General features: G+C 50.4%; 13 protein-coding genes and 1 pseudogene. 6 read left to right on the top strand and 8 right to left on the bottom strand.

Features of this window, described 5'->3' with window-relative positions; all coding sequences use genetic code 11:
- Window positions 1-178 precede the first annotated feature (178 nt).
- Window positions 179-1,006, top strand: coding sequence for a pentapeptide repeat-containing protein (locus tag HKK52_RS09075; protein ID WP_237150746.1), 828 nt, complete (start codon window positions 179-181; stop codon window positions 1,004-1,006).
- Window positions 1,007-1,237: 231 nt separating this feature from the next.
- Window positions 1,238-1,969, top strand: a complete 732-nt coding sequence (locus HKK52_RS09070) for a hypothetical protein (RefSeq protein ID WP_169370536.1) — start codon at window positions 1,238-1,240, stop codon at window positions 1,967-1,969.
- Between the two features lie 87 nt (window positions 1,970-2,056).
- Here HKK52_RS09070 and HKK52_RS32950 read toward each other — a convergent pair whose 3' ends face one another.
- Window positions 2,057-2,335, bottom strand: a complete 279-nt coding sequence (locus tag HKK52_RS32950) for a DUF7693 family protein (RefSeq protein ID WP_442962281.1) — start codon at window positions 2,333-2,335, stop codon at window positions 2,057-2,059.
- An 88-nt stretch (window positions 2,336-2,423) separates the two neighbouring features.
- Here HKK52_RS32950 and HKK52_RS09065 point away from each other — a divergent pair, with 88 nt between their 5' ends.
- On the top strand, window positions 2,424-4,163 hold the full coding sequence (locus tag HKK52_RS09065; protein WP_169370535.1) for an ATP-dependent nuclease: 1,740 nt from the start codon (window positions 2,424-2,426) through the stop codon (window positions 4,161-4,163).
- Window positions 4,147-5,544, top strand: a complete 1,398-nt coding sequence (locus HKK52_RS09060; RefSeq protein WP_169370534.1) for a UvrD-helicase domain-containing protein — start codon at window positions 4,147-4,149, stop codon at window positions 5,542-5,544. The genes HKK52_RS09065 and HKK52_RS09060 overlap by 17 nt, the downstream gene beginning before the upstream one ends.
- 615 nt (window positions 5,545-6,159) lie before the next feature.
- Here the strand turns inward: HKK52_RS09060 and HKK52_RS09055 are convergent.
- From HKK52_RS09055 to HKK52_RS32940, 3 genes and pseudogenes are all read right to left on the bottom strand, one after another.
- Window positions 6,160-6,759, bottom strand: a complete 600-nt coding sequence (locus tag HKK52_RS09055; protein WP_169370533.1) for a hypothetical protein — start codon at window positions 6,757-6,759, stop codon at window positions 6,160-6,162.
- Between the two features lie 178 nt (window positions 6,760-6,937).
- Window positions 6,938-7,003 (bottom strand): annotated as a pseudogene (locus HKK52_RS32945) (DUF7693 family protein); the annotation flags it as partial.
- A gap of 53 nt (window positions 7,004-7,056) precedes the next feature.
- The gene (locus tag HKK52_RS32940) at window positions 7,057-7,179 is read right to left on the bottom strand and encodes a DUF7693 family protein (protein ID WP_442962289.1); all 123 of its coding nucleotides are present in this window, start codon (window positions 7,177-7,179) and stop codon (window positions 7,057-7,059) included.
- 218 nt (window positions 7,180-7,397) lie between these two features.
- Between HKK52_RS32940 and HKK52_RS09050 the strand changes: the two genes are divergently transcribed.
- Window positions 7,398-9,104, top strand: coding sequence for an RNA-directed DNA polymerase (locus tag HKK52_RS09050; protein WP_169370532.1), 1,707 nt, complete (start codon window positions 7,398-7,400; stop codon window positions 9,102-9,104).
- A gap of 542 nt (window positions 9,105-9,646) precedes the next feature.
- Entirely contained in the window at window positions 9,647-10,477 is an 831-nt protein-coding gene (locus HKK52_RS09040; protein WP_169370530.1) for a hypothetical protein, read from the top strand.
- Window positions 10,478-10,709: 232 nt separating this feature from the next.
- Here HKK52_RS09040 and HKK52_RS09035 read toward each other — a convergent pair whose 3' ends face one another.
- From HKK52_RS09035 to HKK52_RS09020, 4 genes are all read right to left on the bottom strand, one after another.
- Window positions 10,710-11,399: a hypothetical protein gene (locus HKK52_RS09035; protein ID WP_169370529.1), complete on the bottom strand. Its 690-nt coding sequence runs from the start codon at window positions 11,397-11,399 to the stop codon at window positions 10,710-10,712.
- Between the two features lie 248 nt (window positions 11,400-11,647).
- Complete coding sequence (locus HKK52_RS09030) at window positions 11,648-12,247, bottom strand: hypothetical protein (RefSeq protein WP_169370528.1); 600 nt, start codon at window positions 12,245-12,247, stop codon at window positions 11,648-11,650.
- Window positions 12,248-12,405: 158 nt separating this feature from the next.
- Entirely contained in the window at window positions 12,406-13,005 is a 600-nt protein-coding gene (locus HKK52_RS09025) for a hypothetical protein (RefSeq protein WP_169370527.1), read from the bottom strand.
- Window positions 13,006-13,504: 499 nt separating this feature from the next.
- On the bottom strand, window positions 13,505-14,470 hold the full coding sequence (locus HKK52_RS09020) for an endonuclease (protein WP_169370526.1): 966 nt from the start codon (window positions 14,468-14,470) through the stop codon (window positions 13,505-13,507).
- Window positions 14,471-15,325: the final 855 nt, after the last annotated feature.

The raw sequence follows: 15,325 nt of genomic DNA, 5'->3' as shown, positions 1-15,325 counted from the left end.
GCGTTGATGCGACTCTTGACGATGGCTGATTTTTTTTCCAGTATGTGTCTGCGCCACCGACGTTGGCGTTCAGCCCTAGCTAGGTGAAGCCTCTGCAACGTCGCTACAACATCTCTTATTGCCACCTTTAATGGTCAACTGATACTAGGGTTTAGCGTTGATCGTGAGAGGCTAGGCTATGAAATTCCCTGATACTCCTTCGCTTGCTGCTTTTAAGTCAGATGCAGCTGTTTTGCATCGTGATTTACGCAGCGGCTGTCGCTCTGCAATCGACAGAGCCATTAGTGCGCAGTTGATAAGTTCGGGCCCTGTAAACCGGGATATCTGCCTACGTATCATTGCCAAAGAGCATGGTCTGCCATACTCCAAAATAGTTGCTAGGGATCAGATGATATCCCGCTACGCGGAACACTGTGTTTCTCAAGGGTTTTGGCGCAAACCATATGAAGGCGTATTTCGAAGGGCGCGATTCCTGTTGCAGTTCGACGCGCTTGTTGAATGTCTTCGTGACCAAGTTCCACTTGTGTCTGCTGCAGATAAGCGGGGCGTCGATTTCAGCGGATTTCATTTCAGCTCGTTGCTATTTAGCAGAATTCGTCGTGTCCTCAAGCGCTTAAAAGTCCCTGATTTCAGCTACCTGCAGGCGCCCGGAAGCCTCGTACACTACGACTGGTTCCAGGACGTTCAAAAGGCAAGCCATTGCAACTTCAGTGATGCAAAGTTCTATTGCATTACCGCTGATCCAGTGATTCAACCAGGCGCTTACGGATGGGAGACTGATTTTAGCTATGCGGATTTGCGAGGCGTTGACCTTCGAGGAGCCTATCTAAGAGAAGCCTGTTTTAAAGGGGCAAAAGTCGACGGAGCTGATCTGCGCAATGCGAATATCAATGGCTGCGTATTCGACGGTGCCACAGGGGAGTTTTTGAGCGGTGAAATCCTTTATCACAACTGGGACGTAGGCCCTCAGGGCGTCGTCCCTTGGTTACCTGACGACGAAGACTGAACCGCAGCCTCTAAATGTGGTTTCCCGCTCATACGCCTAGATGGAGTCGTGGTGGGCGGGGACGGGCGCAGAAACGTTGCGATTAAAGAACGCTATGCAAACCAATCATACAACGCAAGTACGAATATTAAGTATCACTTTGAGGTGATGCCCTATCCGTGTACCTGTTTTTTTAATTCCGGATTTTTTCGAGATAAAAGGGCAAGGATTGGATCATCAGCTATTGGGTGAATGGCCATTGAAGTTAAAAGGAATAAGAAGTTGGAAAAAATAATAGGGTTTTTCTTGGAGAAGATTTGGCCAGCCTTGTGCGCATCCGCTCAGGACGCGCGGGAGCTCATTCAGTCGAACTCATCCTTTTTCGCAACCATGAGAGATCGCAAGGGAGTTTGCTCGAATGCCTGGCTCTTTGGGATCTTCGTGGCGATTGGCTTGGGGGTTCTAGGGCTGCCAGCGTCTCGATCTGCCGGCATTACTCCAAACCTTGAGTTTGCGGGCGTGATGACAATGATGAACTGGCTCCTCGTTGCGCTCTACGGGGTTTGCTTCGCAATAGGATCTCGGCTACTCGGAAGTGACCGCGAGATGTTGGTCAGCGTTAATACCTTCTTTTACGTCTCGGGTTGGTTGGTGGTACTAAAGTTATTCGAAATGCCCGCTTTGGGTGCACGATTTAAGGCGATGGCGCAGAGTTGTAGTGCCTTCAGCTATGACGAGGCGGTCACATCGGCAATCCAGCAAAGCTCAATGGCCAAGACTTCAGATGATATAGTGCTGATCGGTTATTTAATGTTCATCGGTTTTGCCATCGCCAAAATGCAGCGTTCAGTGCATGACTTTGGTTGGATTCGTGCGATCACTTCCAACAGTGATTGGTATGGCTCTATTGAGTGCGATGGTGTCGTACGTTCAAGAGCCCATCATCTCGCAGCTGATATGCAGCTATGTAAGTTATCCACTTAAAGGTTGATAGCGTCTCACCTATATCGGGCGAGCCACCTCACATCTGGCCCGCCACGGTACGAACAAGTGCTCGTGATACTTACATTTTCAAGCTCTAAATAGATCGCCGGAATCGTTTCCGGCACGCTGTCCAAGTTCGAGTGTCCCGACTCGGCCATCAGGCGACTTGCAGTACTCGCAATAGTCCAGGGTGTCCCAGTCACTGAAGAGGGTGAGTAACCAGCCATCAATTTCCACGGGCATGAGTCCGTGGTAGATCTCATTCCATGACTGGACGGAGCTTCGCATCATGACGCGTTTGCCGAGCGCGACTTTCGTCAGCACTTGGCAGACCTCGCGGGCCGTTAGAGGGGAGGTTGTGGTCAAAGTGCCCTTCCTTCGAGTGTCGATCGCCGTGCTTATCGGGAAATGCTGGCTACTCTCTAGTTGCCTCCATCACCCATAAAGAGCTGAGATGCAGATTCGACATCTTGCAGTGCGAAATTTCCGTGGAATTACTTCTCTTGATTGGTCTCCAAAGGGCCCGTTTGCTTGTTTGATTGGTGCAGGTGATTCTGGAAAATCCACCATTCTTGATGCGGTCGATGCCGCATTGAACTCGCGGTGGTTCAGCTTTGGTGATTCTGATTTTTTCGGGGGCAATACTACGGTTCCAATCTGCATTGAGGTAACCGTTGGTGAGCTCGCTACAGAGCTTAAAACGGATGGAAGATTTGGGTTGTATATCCGAGGCTGGACTGCAGAAGGGAGACTGCGCGACGAACCCGAAAACGCCGATGAAGCCGTCCTGACAGTACGGCTCACCGTCGATGCAACACTAGAACCTGTATGGGAGATCATCTGCGATCGGCTGACGGAGTCCCGTCAGATATCGAACCGAGACCGGGCCAAATTTGGATTGGTGAGATTATCGGGCGACGATGCCAAACAGCTGTCGTGGGGGCAGGGGTCTGTTCTTGCTAGACTAACGGGCGACAATAGCGAGGCAGCTGCTCGACTTGCGGATGCGTACCGCTCTGCCAAAGACAGCGCCAAGCTGCACGAGATTCCATCTTTGATGCAAGCGGCTGAGCTCGCGCAAGGGTACGCGAAGGGAATGGGTGCATATGTGACCTTCAATTACGCTCCCGGTCTCGAGCTAGGTAGGGCAGGGTTGTCGGCCGGCTCGATTGCGCTTCACGACGGATTTGTGCCGTTAAGGTTGGCCGGGCTGGGTACGCGACGATTGGCAAGTTTGGCCATCCAAAAGTCGGCCATCAGGGAAGGCGCGATTGTTCTCATTGATGAAATTGAACATGGCCTTGAGCCCCATCGCATCGTCGGAGCGCTGGCTCAATTAAAGTCGGATCAGATCGCTTCTGTCACCAATGCCCGACCCGTGGGGCAGGTGCTTCTCACAACACATTCCGAGGTTGCTCTAAGCGAGTGTGGTGTTGAAACCGTGAACGTTGTTCAAACGGACAAGATCACCCGAGCAGCGACCATCAATTCACCAGCCTTCCCTGATTCGATCCGGCCCTTGGTTCGATTTAATGGCAAAGCTCTGTTTGCTAAGCGTATCTTGGTGTGTGAGGGGATGACCGAAGTCGGGATCATCATGGGGTTTCGAGAAGTCCTAATCGAGCGCCATGCAAAGCCGATCGAACAACTGAGCGTCGCGTTGGCTGATGGCAACGGATCTCAGGCGACTTCCATGGCGCTTGGTCTTGCGAAGCTGGGTTACCAAACCGCGATGTTCATGGATTCGGATGTGCCGCTATCGCCTCCTGTCATTGAAGAACTTCGTAACGCTGAAATACAGATATTTGAGTACGGCGTCGGAACGCAGCTCAACACCGAGCAGGCAATATTTTTTCCAGCTTCGGATAGCGACGTTCAACGCTTACTGGAGGCCGCAAGGGTTAATCACAGTCATGACTCCATCAATGGGAGCCTGTTAGCAAAGCTTCCTGGTATGACTCATCAATCAATACAGGTGGATTTCAGTAGCTGGGCTGCCAACACGGGGCTGACGTCGGAGCAGTTACGCGCCATCGTGGCCGAGGTGGCCAAACGCAATAAGTGGTTCAAGGAACATCGCTATGGGAGGGAGATCGCTCCGATAGTGTGGAACATCATATGCGGTGATCACCAGTCCTATCTGACAAAGGTTGTCATGGCATTGGAGGCTTGGATTTATGCTGAGCCCCACTGATTTGTTGGTTACGCGCTCAGGCGCTGTGGTGGCGCCTGCCGGTCACGGCAAAACCGAGATTATCGCCTCATTGGCCGGCCTAGCAAAAAGATCTCTGATACTGACTCACACGCATGCGGGGGTGCACGCTATTCGTGATCGCATCAAAAGACTTGGTATCTCCAGCGCAATGGTTGCCGTCGATACCATTGCTGGTTGGTGTATGACCTATGCCCACGCGTTTCCAAAAGCCGCCAGCCCCTGCGAGGGGATGCCCAGAACTCCCGCAGAATGGGATCAGCTTTATCGGGGAGTCATCGCGGCTCTGAAGATCCAAGCAGTGCAAGATGTGCTTAAAGCGTCTTATGAGCGCGTGTTGATCGATGAGTATCAGGATTGCAACTTCCTGCAACATGAGCTTGCTGTCGAGCTTTCATCGATGATTCCGACGGTAATCTTCGGAGACCCGATGCAGGGGATCTTTGAGTTTGCCGGCGCGACGTTGAACTGGGAAGCCGAAATTCATCCGCATTTTCCCTATCAAGGAACGCTGGAGACGCCACACCGGTGGATTGGAAAAAACGAGGAACTGGGACGCTGGATTGCAGCCACTCGCATCCATCTTCAGCAAGGCGAACAAATAGATCTTCAGGACGCCCCCATTAAAGTTGTGAGTGCCAATGATGCTTTTGATATGGGAGCGTTGTTCGACGGGATCGATGACAAGACAGGGCTGCATGCGGCGATCCATTGCAATAAAACATTGTGCTACAGGATCGCCAGAGCGAGTGGGGGAGGATTTCAGGCAATTGAGGAAATAGCGGCTTCGCGACTACAAGCTTTTGCGAAACAGTGGGATGAGGCAACCATCTTGGCGCATCGTGTACAAGCGTTCACATCACTGCTGTCGGAGTGTATTCAAGTGATTCCTACGCTTCCCGGTCAAGTCCTGTGTCCGGAAGATTTGGCAATTAGCTTGGAAACGTTGATGCTGCAAAACACGCTCATGCAGGATAGCGGCACCGGAGCAATTCTGAAACTGTTGTCCATCGTTAAAAGGCGGTCTGACTTCAGATTGTTTCGCAGGGAAGTATGGCGTGATGCGGAACGTGCAGCCGGGGAGCTAGCAAACGGGAGAGCCGCGACAATGGAAGAGGCTGTGGCCATCGTCAAGCAATCGACCGCCAGAACAGGTCGCCTACTTCCACACCGTACCGTATCAACTCCCTTGCTATTGAAGGGGCTTGAGTTCGATCATGTTGTGATTCCTGACGCAAGTCACTTTGCAAATGAGCGGTTTGCTAGCGCCAAGCTTTTCTATGTTGCAATTTCAAGAGCCACGCAGTCGCTGACGATCACTTCTTCGCAACGTTACTTGAGGTTTCCGGCGCCCAGGAATTAGTGGCTTTCGTTGATCTTGAATAGCAGGGAAGGTAGCAGATCTGATTTTGGCATCGCGATTCCTCCAGGGAAAAAGGACAGCGTAGCAGTAGGAGAATTTGATGGGATCTTGTCGCTCGGCTAGGGAAGCGGGGAGCTTCTGGAGAGCCAGGCGAGCGTAGGCATCCAGTACGCAGCTACAGTCACCATTAGGAAAAACAAAAATGGTGTGGCGAAACGGCCTTTCCTGCCCTGCGTTGCGCCGTCCAGTAAGCCTGTCTGCGACGGTATGGAGTGCAAAGGGATTTCCCAGCATCGCAATCGAGTCATCGAAGCGAAAGCTGATGAAGATTTCGACGGCTCGACTGCGCTCCGGAAAGTCACTGCCAGTGATGTGGACGTCCGATTCAAAACTCGCTTGGTTGGAGTCGCCAAGGCGCGAGGAGGTTTTGGATAGCCTGGAGATGATGAAGTCTTGCTTCAATGCTCATTGATAGGGAACCTCACTTGGACTCTGTTGAGGTTACACCGGGCCAGCACCCCACTCATATTATTTGCAGCTAAGCCGATCTACCTGTTCAACCCAGTTGTCAGCTTCACTATGGCGCCGGCTGGATATGACAACCCTTAAACACCTTTATCTAGTGCGCCCAATCTCCGTAAGCGCTACTATTGGGAGGTCAAATCGGATTAACACGTTATCTGACTGGCGTAACGTATGATCTTCATCGTCAAGCACGACGTTTACGCTCTCGCTCGCAAAATCACCAACGTTCGTAACGAAACCCAGCCGGCCTGTTACCGGAGCATCAAGCTTGTAGGCAACTCCACGATCGTCGACGCAAGAGATACCTACAATGTCTATAAAACCGTAACGTTTATCGTCAGAAAGCCCTTTTCCTTTCCCCACGAATCGGCATCCGTCGCCTCGAAAAATTGTATCCATTGCAAAAGGCTTAAAGGGGCTCACCATAGAGAAAAGGAAGTATCTTTCAGTAATCGCGGTAGCGTCATCCAATGGGGCACGAGTCATTACTTTGGCGACCACATTCTCACTGCTTGGCTTGGCGTACTTGACTCCTTCTACTGAGGCCGCCTCGGTCACGTCCGTAAGTGAGTTATTGGGTGAGTAAATCCTGCGCCAGATATCACTTGGCGTAATGGAGTACCATCCCAGCAACGAGACAATACTGGAAACTAGTCCGATCATTGCAACGCTACGACCAAACAATTTCAATGAGCGGTGCTCTACGCAAAAGAACCACCAATCTCCCTTCCTCATGCATCGCCCGTTGCCACGGGTTCTCCCAAAGCATCGCCTCATTTGTCTTCTGTACACTCCGCAATGACATTGATTCAATCTTATACAATCGGCCCTTTGGGTTACTAGCCGGCTTGGCGTCAAGCTTACATGCTCAGAGCCCAGTGAGTAGTCGCTCAAGCTGTTCTCGCTCCCAGGCGCTCAATAGCTCGACAGGATCCGCTCCGTCGCGCTGCCAGAGTTTAAGTGTACCGACTCGGCCGTCAGGCTACCTCAGTATTCGCAGTAGTCTAGGGTGTCACAGTCATTGAATAGTGAGAGCCGCCATCCATCAATCTCCACGGGCATGAGGCCGTGGTAGATCTCATTCCATGACTGGGTGGAGCTTCGAGTCATGATGCGTTTGCCAAGCACGACATCCGTCAGCACCTGGCAGACCTCGAGGGCGGTGAGAGGGGAGGTTGTTCAAATCAGTTTCACTCCAGTGATTGCTTGCCTATCGCCTTAGCTATGCCGAAAAAGAGGTAATTCAGACAAGGCAGCACCGTAGGATGTCGACACTTGGCTTTCCACAGTAAGATGCTCTCTCAGAACGATGCCAGAGAAGGGACGCGATGGAACTCCAAGACCTGCTTGCAAGAGGCTACTTTCCCGTTCAGCTTCCTACCGGATTCAGCACTAAACAGCTTGCGGCCAATCTGAGTCATATCCAAGCGACCTGGGACGCCGAATTGGCCAAAAAAAAATCTGTGCTGTCACTAGGCGAGCGCTTCTCGGTTGCTAGATCGTCTTACAGCAGACGTATCACATCCATCATCAATCCGGTCAATTTTTATGGGCTAGCTAGAGATATTTGTGAGTACTGGCCCCGCATACAAGAACATTACGAAACGAGCAAAATATCCCGCAGCATCCCAGGGCCAGGGGGTAGCTTGCGGGCGATTGATCTGACCAAGTTCACAGATCTCTACGAGGAGCGCGTTCGGCAATCCGCAGGTGCGCGTTACGCTCTTGTCACGGACATCTCAAGCTATTTTCCAACGGTGTACACCCACACTATTCCTTGGGCTCTTCACACCAAAGCTGTCGCGAAGACGAATAAGAAGAAGACCGCACAACACTTCGGCAATATCCTCGACGGTCGATGCATGGGTACTCAGGACGGGCAAACTGTCGGGCTCCCTATTGGCCCAGATACCTCTCACATCATTGCCGAGATCATCGGCGTTTCCATCGATAAGGCGATCCACGAGGAACTTGGAGCTTGGCCAAAGGGCTTTCGGTACGTCGACGATTTCACGTTTTTCTTCAACCGGAGGGAGGAGGCGGAGAGGGCGCTTGCTGTAATCATAAAATGCGTAAGTTCGTTTGAGCTGCAGATCAATGCGTCCAAGACACGAATTGTGGAGGTGCGCGAGCTGGTGCAGGAATCATGGAAATACAGCCTTAAAAAGCTCCAGATTTCCGCGATGATCAGGCAGCAAAAGGACGACATCCATTATTACTTTGAGATGCTGTTCTCCTTGGAGTCGAGATTTAAAGATGAAAGCTTGGTGAAGTACGGCCTCAAACAGCTGTCATCCACCATCATCAAGATCCCGAACTGGCCCGTTGCCGAAGCCTATCTACTGAAGTGCGGCTACGGTTTTCCGAATACCTTGCAGGTAATTACCCAGATCCTCGCGACCTACCATCATCACGGATACCCGCTGAACCTCACCGCAATCACCGATTTCTGCAGCAACCTTTTGGAATCCGCCTCAGCGGCGAATCACCACAGTGAAACCGCGTGGCTTCTGTGGTTGAGTAAGGAAATCGGAATCACGCTCAAAGCATCACTAATCGAGCAAGTCTTGCGGGTTGAAAGTTCGGTATGTTCTCTCATCGCTCTTGACCTGTATCACCGCGGCCATGTAGATGACGTAATTGATGTATCGAACCTGCAAGCACTTGTGTCCCCCGAAGCACTTTATGGTGCCCACTGGCTGATGGCGTACGAGGGCGGACGAAGGCGATGGCTCGGCAATACCGATTTGTCGTTTATCCAGGGGCACCCCTGCTTCGGTGTGCTGCTGGCCGCAGGTGTCGGATTTTACAATCACGAAGCCAAGATTCCGCCCATCTTCGTTCTCAAAGCAACCGCGCAAGGTGAAGCCCGGTTTAACACGGACGAGGAAATCGATGACAACTTCGAATTCGATGACATGGATGAGGAGTATTTCGATTCATCAAGTCGGGACGAGGAGGATGAGGTCGAACCTAAGATAGACAAGGCAGGCGAGGATGGCGATCCACTGGAAGATCCCGATGATCTCTATTGATATCATCAAGCGAGTCATTGCGGCAGCCAGGGGCTAAGATCCCACAGAGCATTTGGCTGACCCTCGGGCTGCCGTCACACAGTGCCCGGCTTCATGACCTAACTCTCGAAGGACTGTTTTCCGAATTCCTCGACCGGATAGGGAGCCTACTGGGGGTGCAGCGGGGGCAGCAACGGAATGGATGAGCTTGCCGGTTCGAGGGCTGACTTCAAAGCACTCACTGGACATGTTGAGGACGAGGGTGGAGACGAGAGCCGTCTTCGATCTTATCGGTCGACTGGAGAGTGGCGTTCTCGTGTGAGATTCGATAGGCAGCCCCGTAGGGCTGCGGAGCTAAAGCTACTTTGCCTATCGCTCCTTCGGGCTTTAGCCCGGCTCAACATCACGTCTTTACGTTGCCTTTCGAAGTGTTAGATGGCGATTTGATTTACGATTTCTTTGGTCGAATGAAATATAAATGATTGGATCTTGGTTAATGAGTTGTCTTGCAATAACGGGGCGTGTTACTTGGGCGCTGAGGTTTGAAAAGGGAGCAGAGATTCATGGGCAATAATTCAACTTTTTGTGGTGGGGATCAGAGTTGGGCAAATGCATGTGTGGGTAATAACGGCAATCCTAGTTATGTGGAGTACTCTAAGGGCTTTTCCACAGCTGCTAATATGCTTCTAGATCAGGTTATCGATGATGGAGGCATACATTTATATGTTGATGAGTTGATTTATCCAATTTGCTTTAATATGAGGCACTCCGTAGAGCTAAGGTTGAAAGGCGCTATAGATGAACTTTTTGAAATTGCAGCGATTAAAGGCAGCTCTTTTGTGTTTGATTCCGCTACCTCGCATGATATTGGAATCATATGGGGGGCTTTTAAAACTGAATCGGAATTGCTTGATTCTCGATATGTTTCGTTAAATTCAGAAATCAATCAAATAATTTTAGATATTGCATCGGTCGATTCAACTGGCCAAACATTCCGATACCCTAATAGCAATGAAAGTCAAAAGCATTTAACAGAGGTTTCAATAATTAATATTATTGTCCTGAAAGAGAAGTTTGCAGAGTTGGAGCAGAGCCTCGATTTGCTCCATCGTCTGAATTTATGGTTGCGTGACGAATATCAGCAAGGGACTCATACGTCTAAGCTTTCACGTCCGAATTTTGATAAGGATATTCAAGGTTTAAAGGAAAGCTTTAGACATCTTATTCAGAAAACTAACGCTTTGGAAAATGTTCTCATTACCTTGTTCGCTCTTGGGAATGCATCGTTAGCAGAACTGCTGATAGCGCGCTATAGCTTTGCAAATAATTATTATTGGATTGAAAAGGCTAGATCAGGTGAGTTGTTTGGGTACCCTGACTTTGCAGGATATTGACGTAGCTTGTTTAGCGCTTGGAAGCTCTCGCTCTCGTATCAAAGGGGATAGTTGTCACTGCTGGCGAGCGACAGACATATGTTGCTTGTGCACATTAAGTGACTCGCCGTAATACCTTCAGCCGTCTCTATGCGCTGCGAGGTGTTACATCTCGGCTGTCCATGTCTGAAGAAACGGCGCCAATGTTCATCTCCTTAGGTGTTAGACACTCAGCGATAGCAAAGTTATGTACTTACCAGCCAGCATAATGAGTAACCATGTGGCCCCAGGCCGAGAGCGCCGACCCATTTCTGCGAAGGATATTCATTGCCTCTGCGGCAGGTATTTTGGTCGGACAGCCCCCTGTCAGATATGTTTTGTCTTGGCCCTGGTTGTACAAGTGCATGATCGTTAGAACCATGATCTGTTGCAGCGGCGACATTGCGCGATAATTTTTACGCATTGCTTTCAAGGATTCGGGGACAGGCTCTTCTCCGCCAGCCCAATTGAAGCCGCGAGGTCGCAAGTTGTAATGCCAGCCTGGACTGCCGTAGGCACGTTCGACGCGCTCAAAACACCCCTCAAGTGAGTAAGCCTCTACGATTCCCCACACTGCTTGCCCAAAAATATTTCCGCGCTCTGATGCGCTGGGGAACGTAGGAATGGAAGCTCCGCAAACCATCGCCAGTGCCGTATGCTCAGCACCGTCCATGCAGGGCACTTTATCCACCATATCGACCAACGCCCAGTTGGGAAAACGGCCAGCAGCGAACGTGGGGTTAACTGCCGCGTAGGCAGCAAGGGCGACTGGTTGTAGTGAGTGGTGGATGTAGGCTTGGCTGGCAGAGTGAACATCCGTGAATGTCCAAACACCTTCCGAAAGCTGATGGACACCAATTTCAAACAGAAGGCCTTGGGAATGGACAAAGTAGTTGTTGATCACGGTATCGATTCCCTTGTCATATTTGGTGCCCCATTGCCAATGTCCTTGTTAACGGGGGATCTATCTTCGATGTGCACAAACAGGGTTGATCGCTTTCCGGTTTCGTTGCGTATTGGTCTCGTCGTCGAGGCAAGCGGAGCGCGCAAGAGTGAGGATGGATGCCCGTAGGGCCGAGACGTAGGCGTTTGCGCCAGAGGCTCGGTTCACGACAGCCGACCCCTCCAAGGGCACGCACTAATGCAAGTCGTTCACTGGCCAAAATTCACGTCATCAATAAAACCAAAATCATAAGGATCGTGTGGCGTCTGAAGCTCTTCCTGAGGGGCTGGCCCGAAAATATTCACGGGATCCCACTCATCCCAAAACAAAAACATATCAGTCGTGTACTCGGTAATACCTAAGTCATTGGTCTCCAGGATTTCGGGGGCGTATTTTCTAAAAACACTGCCACTTTCGCATGTTTCATCTACAACAATATCCATAATAAATATTACTGTCCAAGATTCGTATATCACGAAAGAAGCAATATACTCCCAAGCGGTTACAAATTTTTTATATTGACGTTCGTTTAATTCGGAATCGTATGCGATGACAAGTGTGCCCTCAGAAACATGCAGCAGTTTCACAGGTGCAAGTATTTCTTTGATGATGGCTTGTTCAATCAAGTAAATTACTTGAGTGTCGGGAATACCTCCCCAAAGAACAGCAAATTTTTGCATGCATAGAGCGTCAAGGAGCTTGTGGTTAACATCTCTAACCTGCTGTGTGCTGAAGATAGTGTAAGACCCATCACCATATTCGTCGTGGGGATAGTCGTGTTCAGTATAAAGCACTCGGGAATAGATCATGTGCGCACCTTTTGGGAAAGCTACGGTAATGACAGCCGATGTGGAGTAGGCCAGTGCCTTTAATGAGGCGTTACCCTTCGGGCCAACGCATTAAGCTTTAGGCTTCCGATTATCCAGGTAGACGTAATACGGCGACATGAGACAATTGGAATGACCCATCATGTCTGCCCAATATTTATTTCGACTGGGCAGTGCTGAATAGCCTCAGGCTGACCATCCTTTTGTGATTGGCGAAACCACAGATCTTCATCGATAAACCCTATATCCGAGAAGTCATTTGAAGCCTTCAGATCATATTGCTCAATCCCCAAGCTATAGGATTCCAGAATTTCTTTCGCGACCTGCCAAAAGACGTAGTCGGAGTGTCCAGAATAGACCTCGTTAATGTTCGCGAAATCTACAATCAGCCGAATTGGGCTCATAGATATGACTCGTGTCCACAGTGACTCAATTTCTTGTAAGGTAACACTTGATACTCCACTGTTTAGAAAAAGGTAGAGAGAGTCTTCGTGTACGGCGATAAGCTTGACTGCCGACATCGCTCCCAGGAGGTATGCGCGCTCCAATACGGCGCTTGTATATGGATTCAACGGATTCGACGGATCGCCATACATGACTGGAAAGCTCTGCTTGGCTGCCCGTGGCATCATTTCAAGGTTAGGGGTTTTCCACTGTACGCAGCTAAATACCACATGATTTGGAGTGTCATGAGGCTCTACAGGATCGCTTTCAGGGTGAAAAATGTCTGAAAAGGACATATTGGCTTTTCTCCTGAGTGGTATCAGTTAATGAAGACAATACGAGGGGTTTGGTCAAGGTGAATGGACAAACGGTCGGCAGTTTTCCGACGGAATATCAGTATGTTAAGTCTATACTCATTGAATTTGACGCGGCTGCCGAAACGCGTTGTTGCAGCGAAAGGGGCAATGTCTGACAACCCTAGCGCCCCAGCAGATCTTCGTGCTCCTACCGACTCGAAGCCTCCCTGAAGCGATTGGTCGACTGATCCTGTAAGGCAGATGAATCTATTTGCTGAGCTTTTCAATGATCGACTCAAAACGACCAAAAATTTCTAATAGAGGTCGTAAGCGTCCGCCGAAGTCACTTGGCATTGAAGAAGGGGAAATCTATGGAGCAGTGAGCAAACCACCACAAAGCTACAACTGCTGATCACGGTGGATCAGCGACGCTCCTTGGGGATCCGGGTCATAACTGGATCGGCCTCGGTTTCACGAGACCGACCATATCAAGCAGCAACTAATTGCAGTTACCTGCCTTTCGATATCCTGCCGCCTGGGCTTCAGATTCAGAGTTAAAAGTTATTTGGTTTTTCGCAGACACCTGACCATAGCCAGGGCACCCCATCGAGAGGTGGTAGACCTGGCTTTTCCGATTGCCAATAATCGAAACTGCTCCGCTAGCACTTGCTAGGGTTGGCTGAGCGGGCGCTCGCGGTGGATTAACAGGAATGGCGCTGACTACCCCATCACCAACCGCCTTGTATCCTTGCGACCATCGACGCTCGCCAGTCACGAATGGATTGGCGTGCCCCATGATTGCCGCAATGCGACCATCCCGCTCTTTTTCCCACGCCGAAACCGGGAATTGCTTGTCCCAGGCCATCAGTAGCTGTTGCTGCTGCCGAGACATGCTGAGGTTATATCTGTCGAACATGTAAAAGGTTGTCCTCGCGACCAGCCCTTTGACCTCGTCACGTGGTTCCGCGGCTCGTTGATCGAAATCAACCCGCGTCTTGCACTGGCCATACTGCGGAGCGATTCCGGACGCCATACCGTAGTTGAAATTACTACGGTCGCCGTTCACCTCCCCAACAGATGGGTAGAGGTTGAACAAGTTTGCTTCCATTGCTCGAAACACAGGATCATCGTCCACACAGTGCTCGCGTCCACCGTTCTTCCAGCATTGGCGTTGGTTGCCAAATGTCCAGGCAGGAACTATGTGTTCCCACTCAGTCCGCTCTGCTCGATTCTCTTGCTTTCTGGCCTTAAGGCCGCATGAGTCAGCATCGATTCGACCACCTGATTTACCAACCCACGTCCATTTGCAGCCGCAATACAACTCGCCCATGGAGCTGTTTGCTTGGTCGAGGTAGATCTTCTGCTTCGCGATGACCTTGGCTTCGGAAAAAGTCGACGGAGGGCTTGAGAACGCGGAGGTGATTACCGAGAGGGTGAGGATTACTACTGACAGCAGTTTTTTCATTGGAAAGCTTAAGCATTGAGTGGGCGTGCATTATACGCAGGACTCCACGGCTAACCGCATAACAAGCTGATGAGGTTTAAGCGCGCATCTCCTTAGGCAGATACTACATCAGCCTTAGGGAAGAACTACCGACCTAATCTGAGGCGATTTGATGGCCCGCGGCGAAGATGAAATCTGCCAAAATCTAGCCCTCTAAATTGGCTATGCGACGGGATTTTATGCGGGTTTTTGGTATCACATTGGGGGCGATTCTAATTGCGGTGGCAGCATTACCTGCGCAAGCAAGAAATCTTGGCAAGAACGAACTCGAAATGTGTAGGTGGGGCGCAAGTGTGGCAGGCACTGCCCAGCAGCATAAGCTGTCTGGGACTACTCTATACAGTGCTCGAAGCAACCTAAAAAAAAGTAAGTATACGAAGCCATGGATGCTGAAAATGGCGCTAGGTATTACCGAGCAAACCTACAGAAGCAAATCGAAGCTCCACCCCTCAGCAGTGAAGAAAACGTATTACGATGGCTGTGTCAAACACGAAATGGCCAGAAGATAGCCTCAGCGGGGGAGCGCCACTCTTCGACAAATATGGCGCTCATCTAGCGCAGCCCCATTGACAGACATGCAGTAGTGATCATCTGCTTGGCTATTGTTATAAAGGGGGGAGTCACGGTAGCGACGATGTTAGTGTTGTCCAAACAAAGCCTGAATTTCAGCGGCTGAGGTATTAGTTGTGCCGCCGTTGTAAATAATTGGTCATCATTCCATGTGAAACAGTACATATATAGTAGGCTCGTCCCAGTAATCAGGGGAAGGATATGGAACTCTATTGTTTTTTGGTCTGCTCCCTCGGGTTTCTTTGG

This window comes from Pseudomonas sp. ADAK2 (genome assembly GCF_012935755.1).
Classification (GTDB): Bacteria; Pseudomonadota; Gammaproteobacteria; order Pseudomonadales; family Pseudomonadaceae; genus Aquipseudomonas.
The sequence above is the reverse complement of the archived record's forward strand: the minus strand, read 5'-3'. Positions and strand labels throughout refer to the sequence as shown.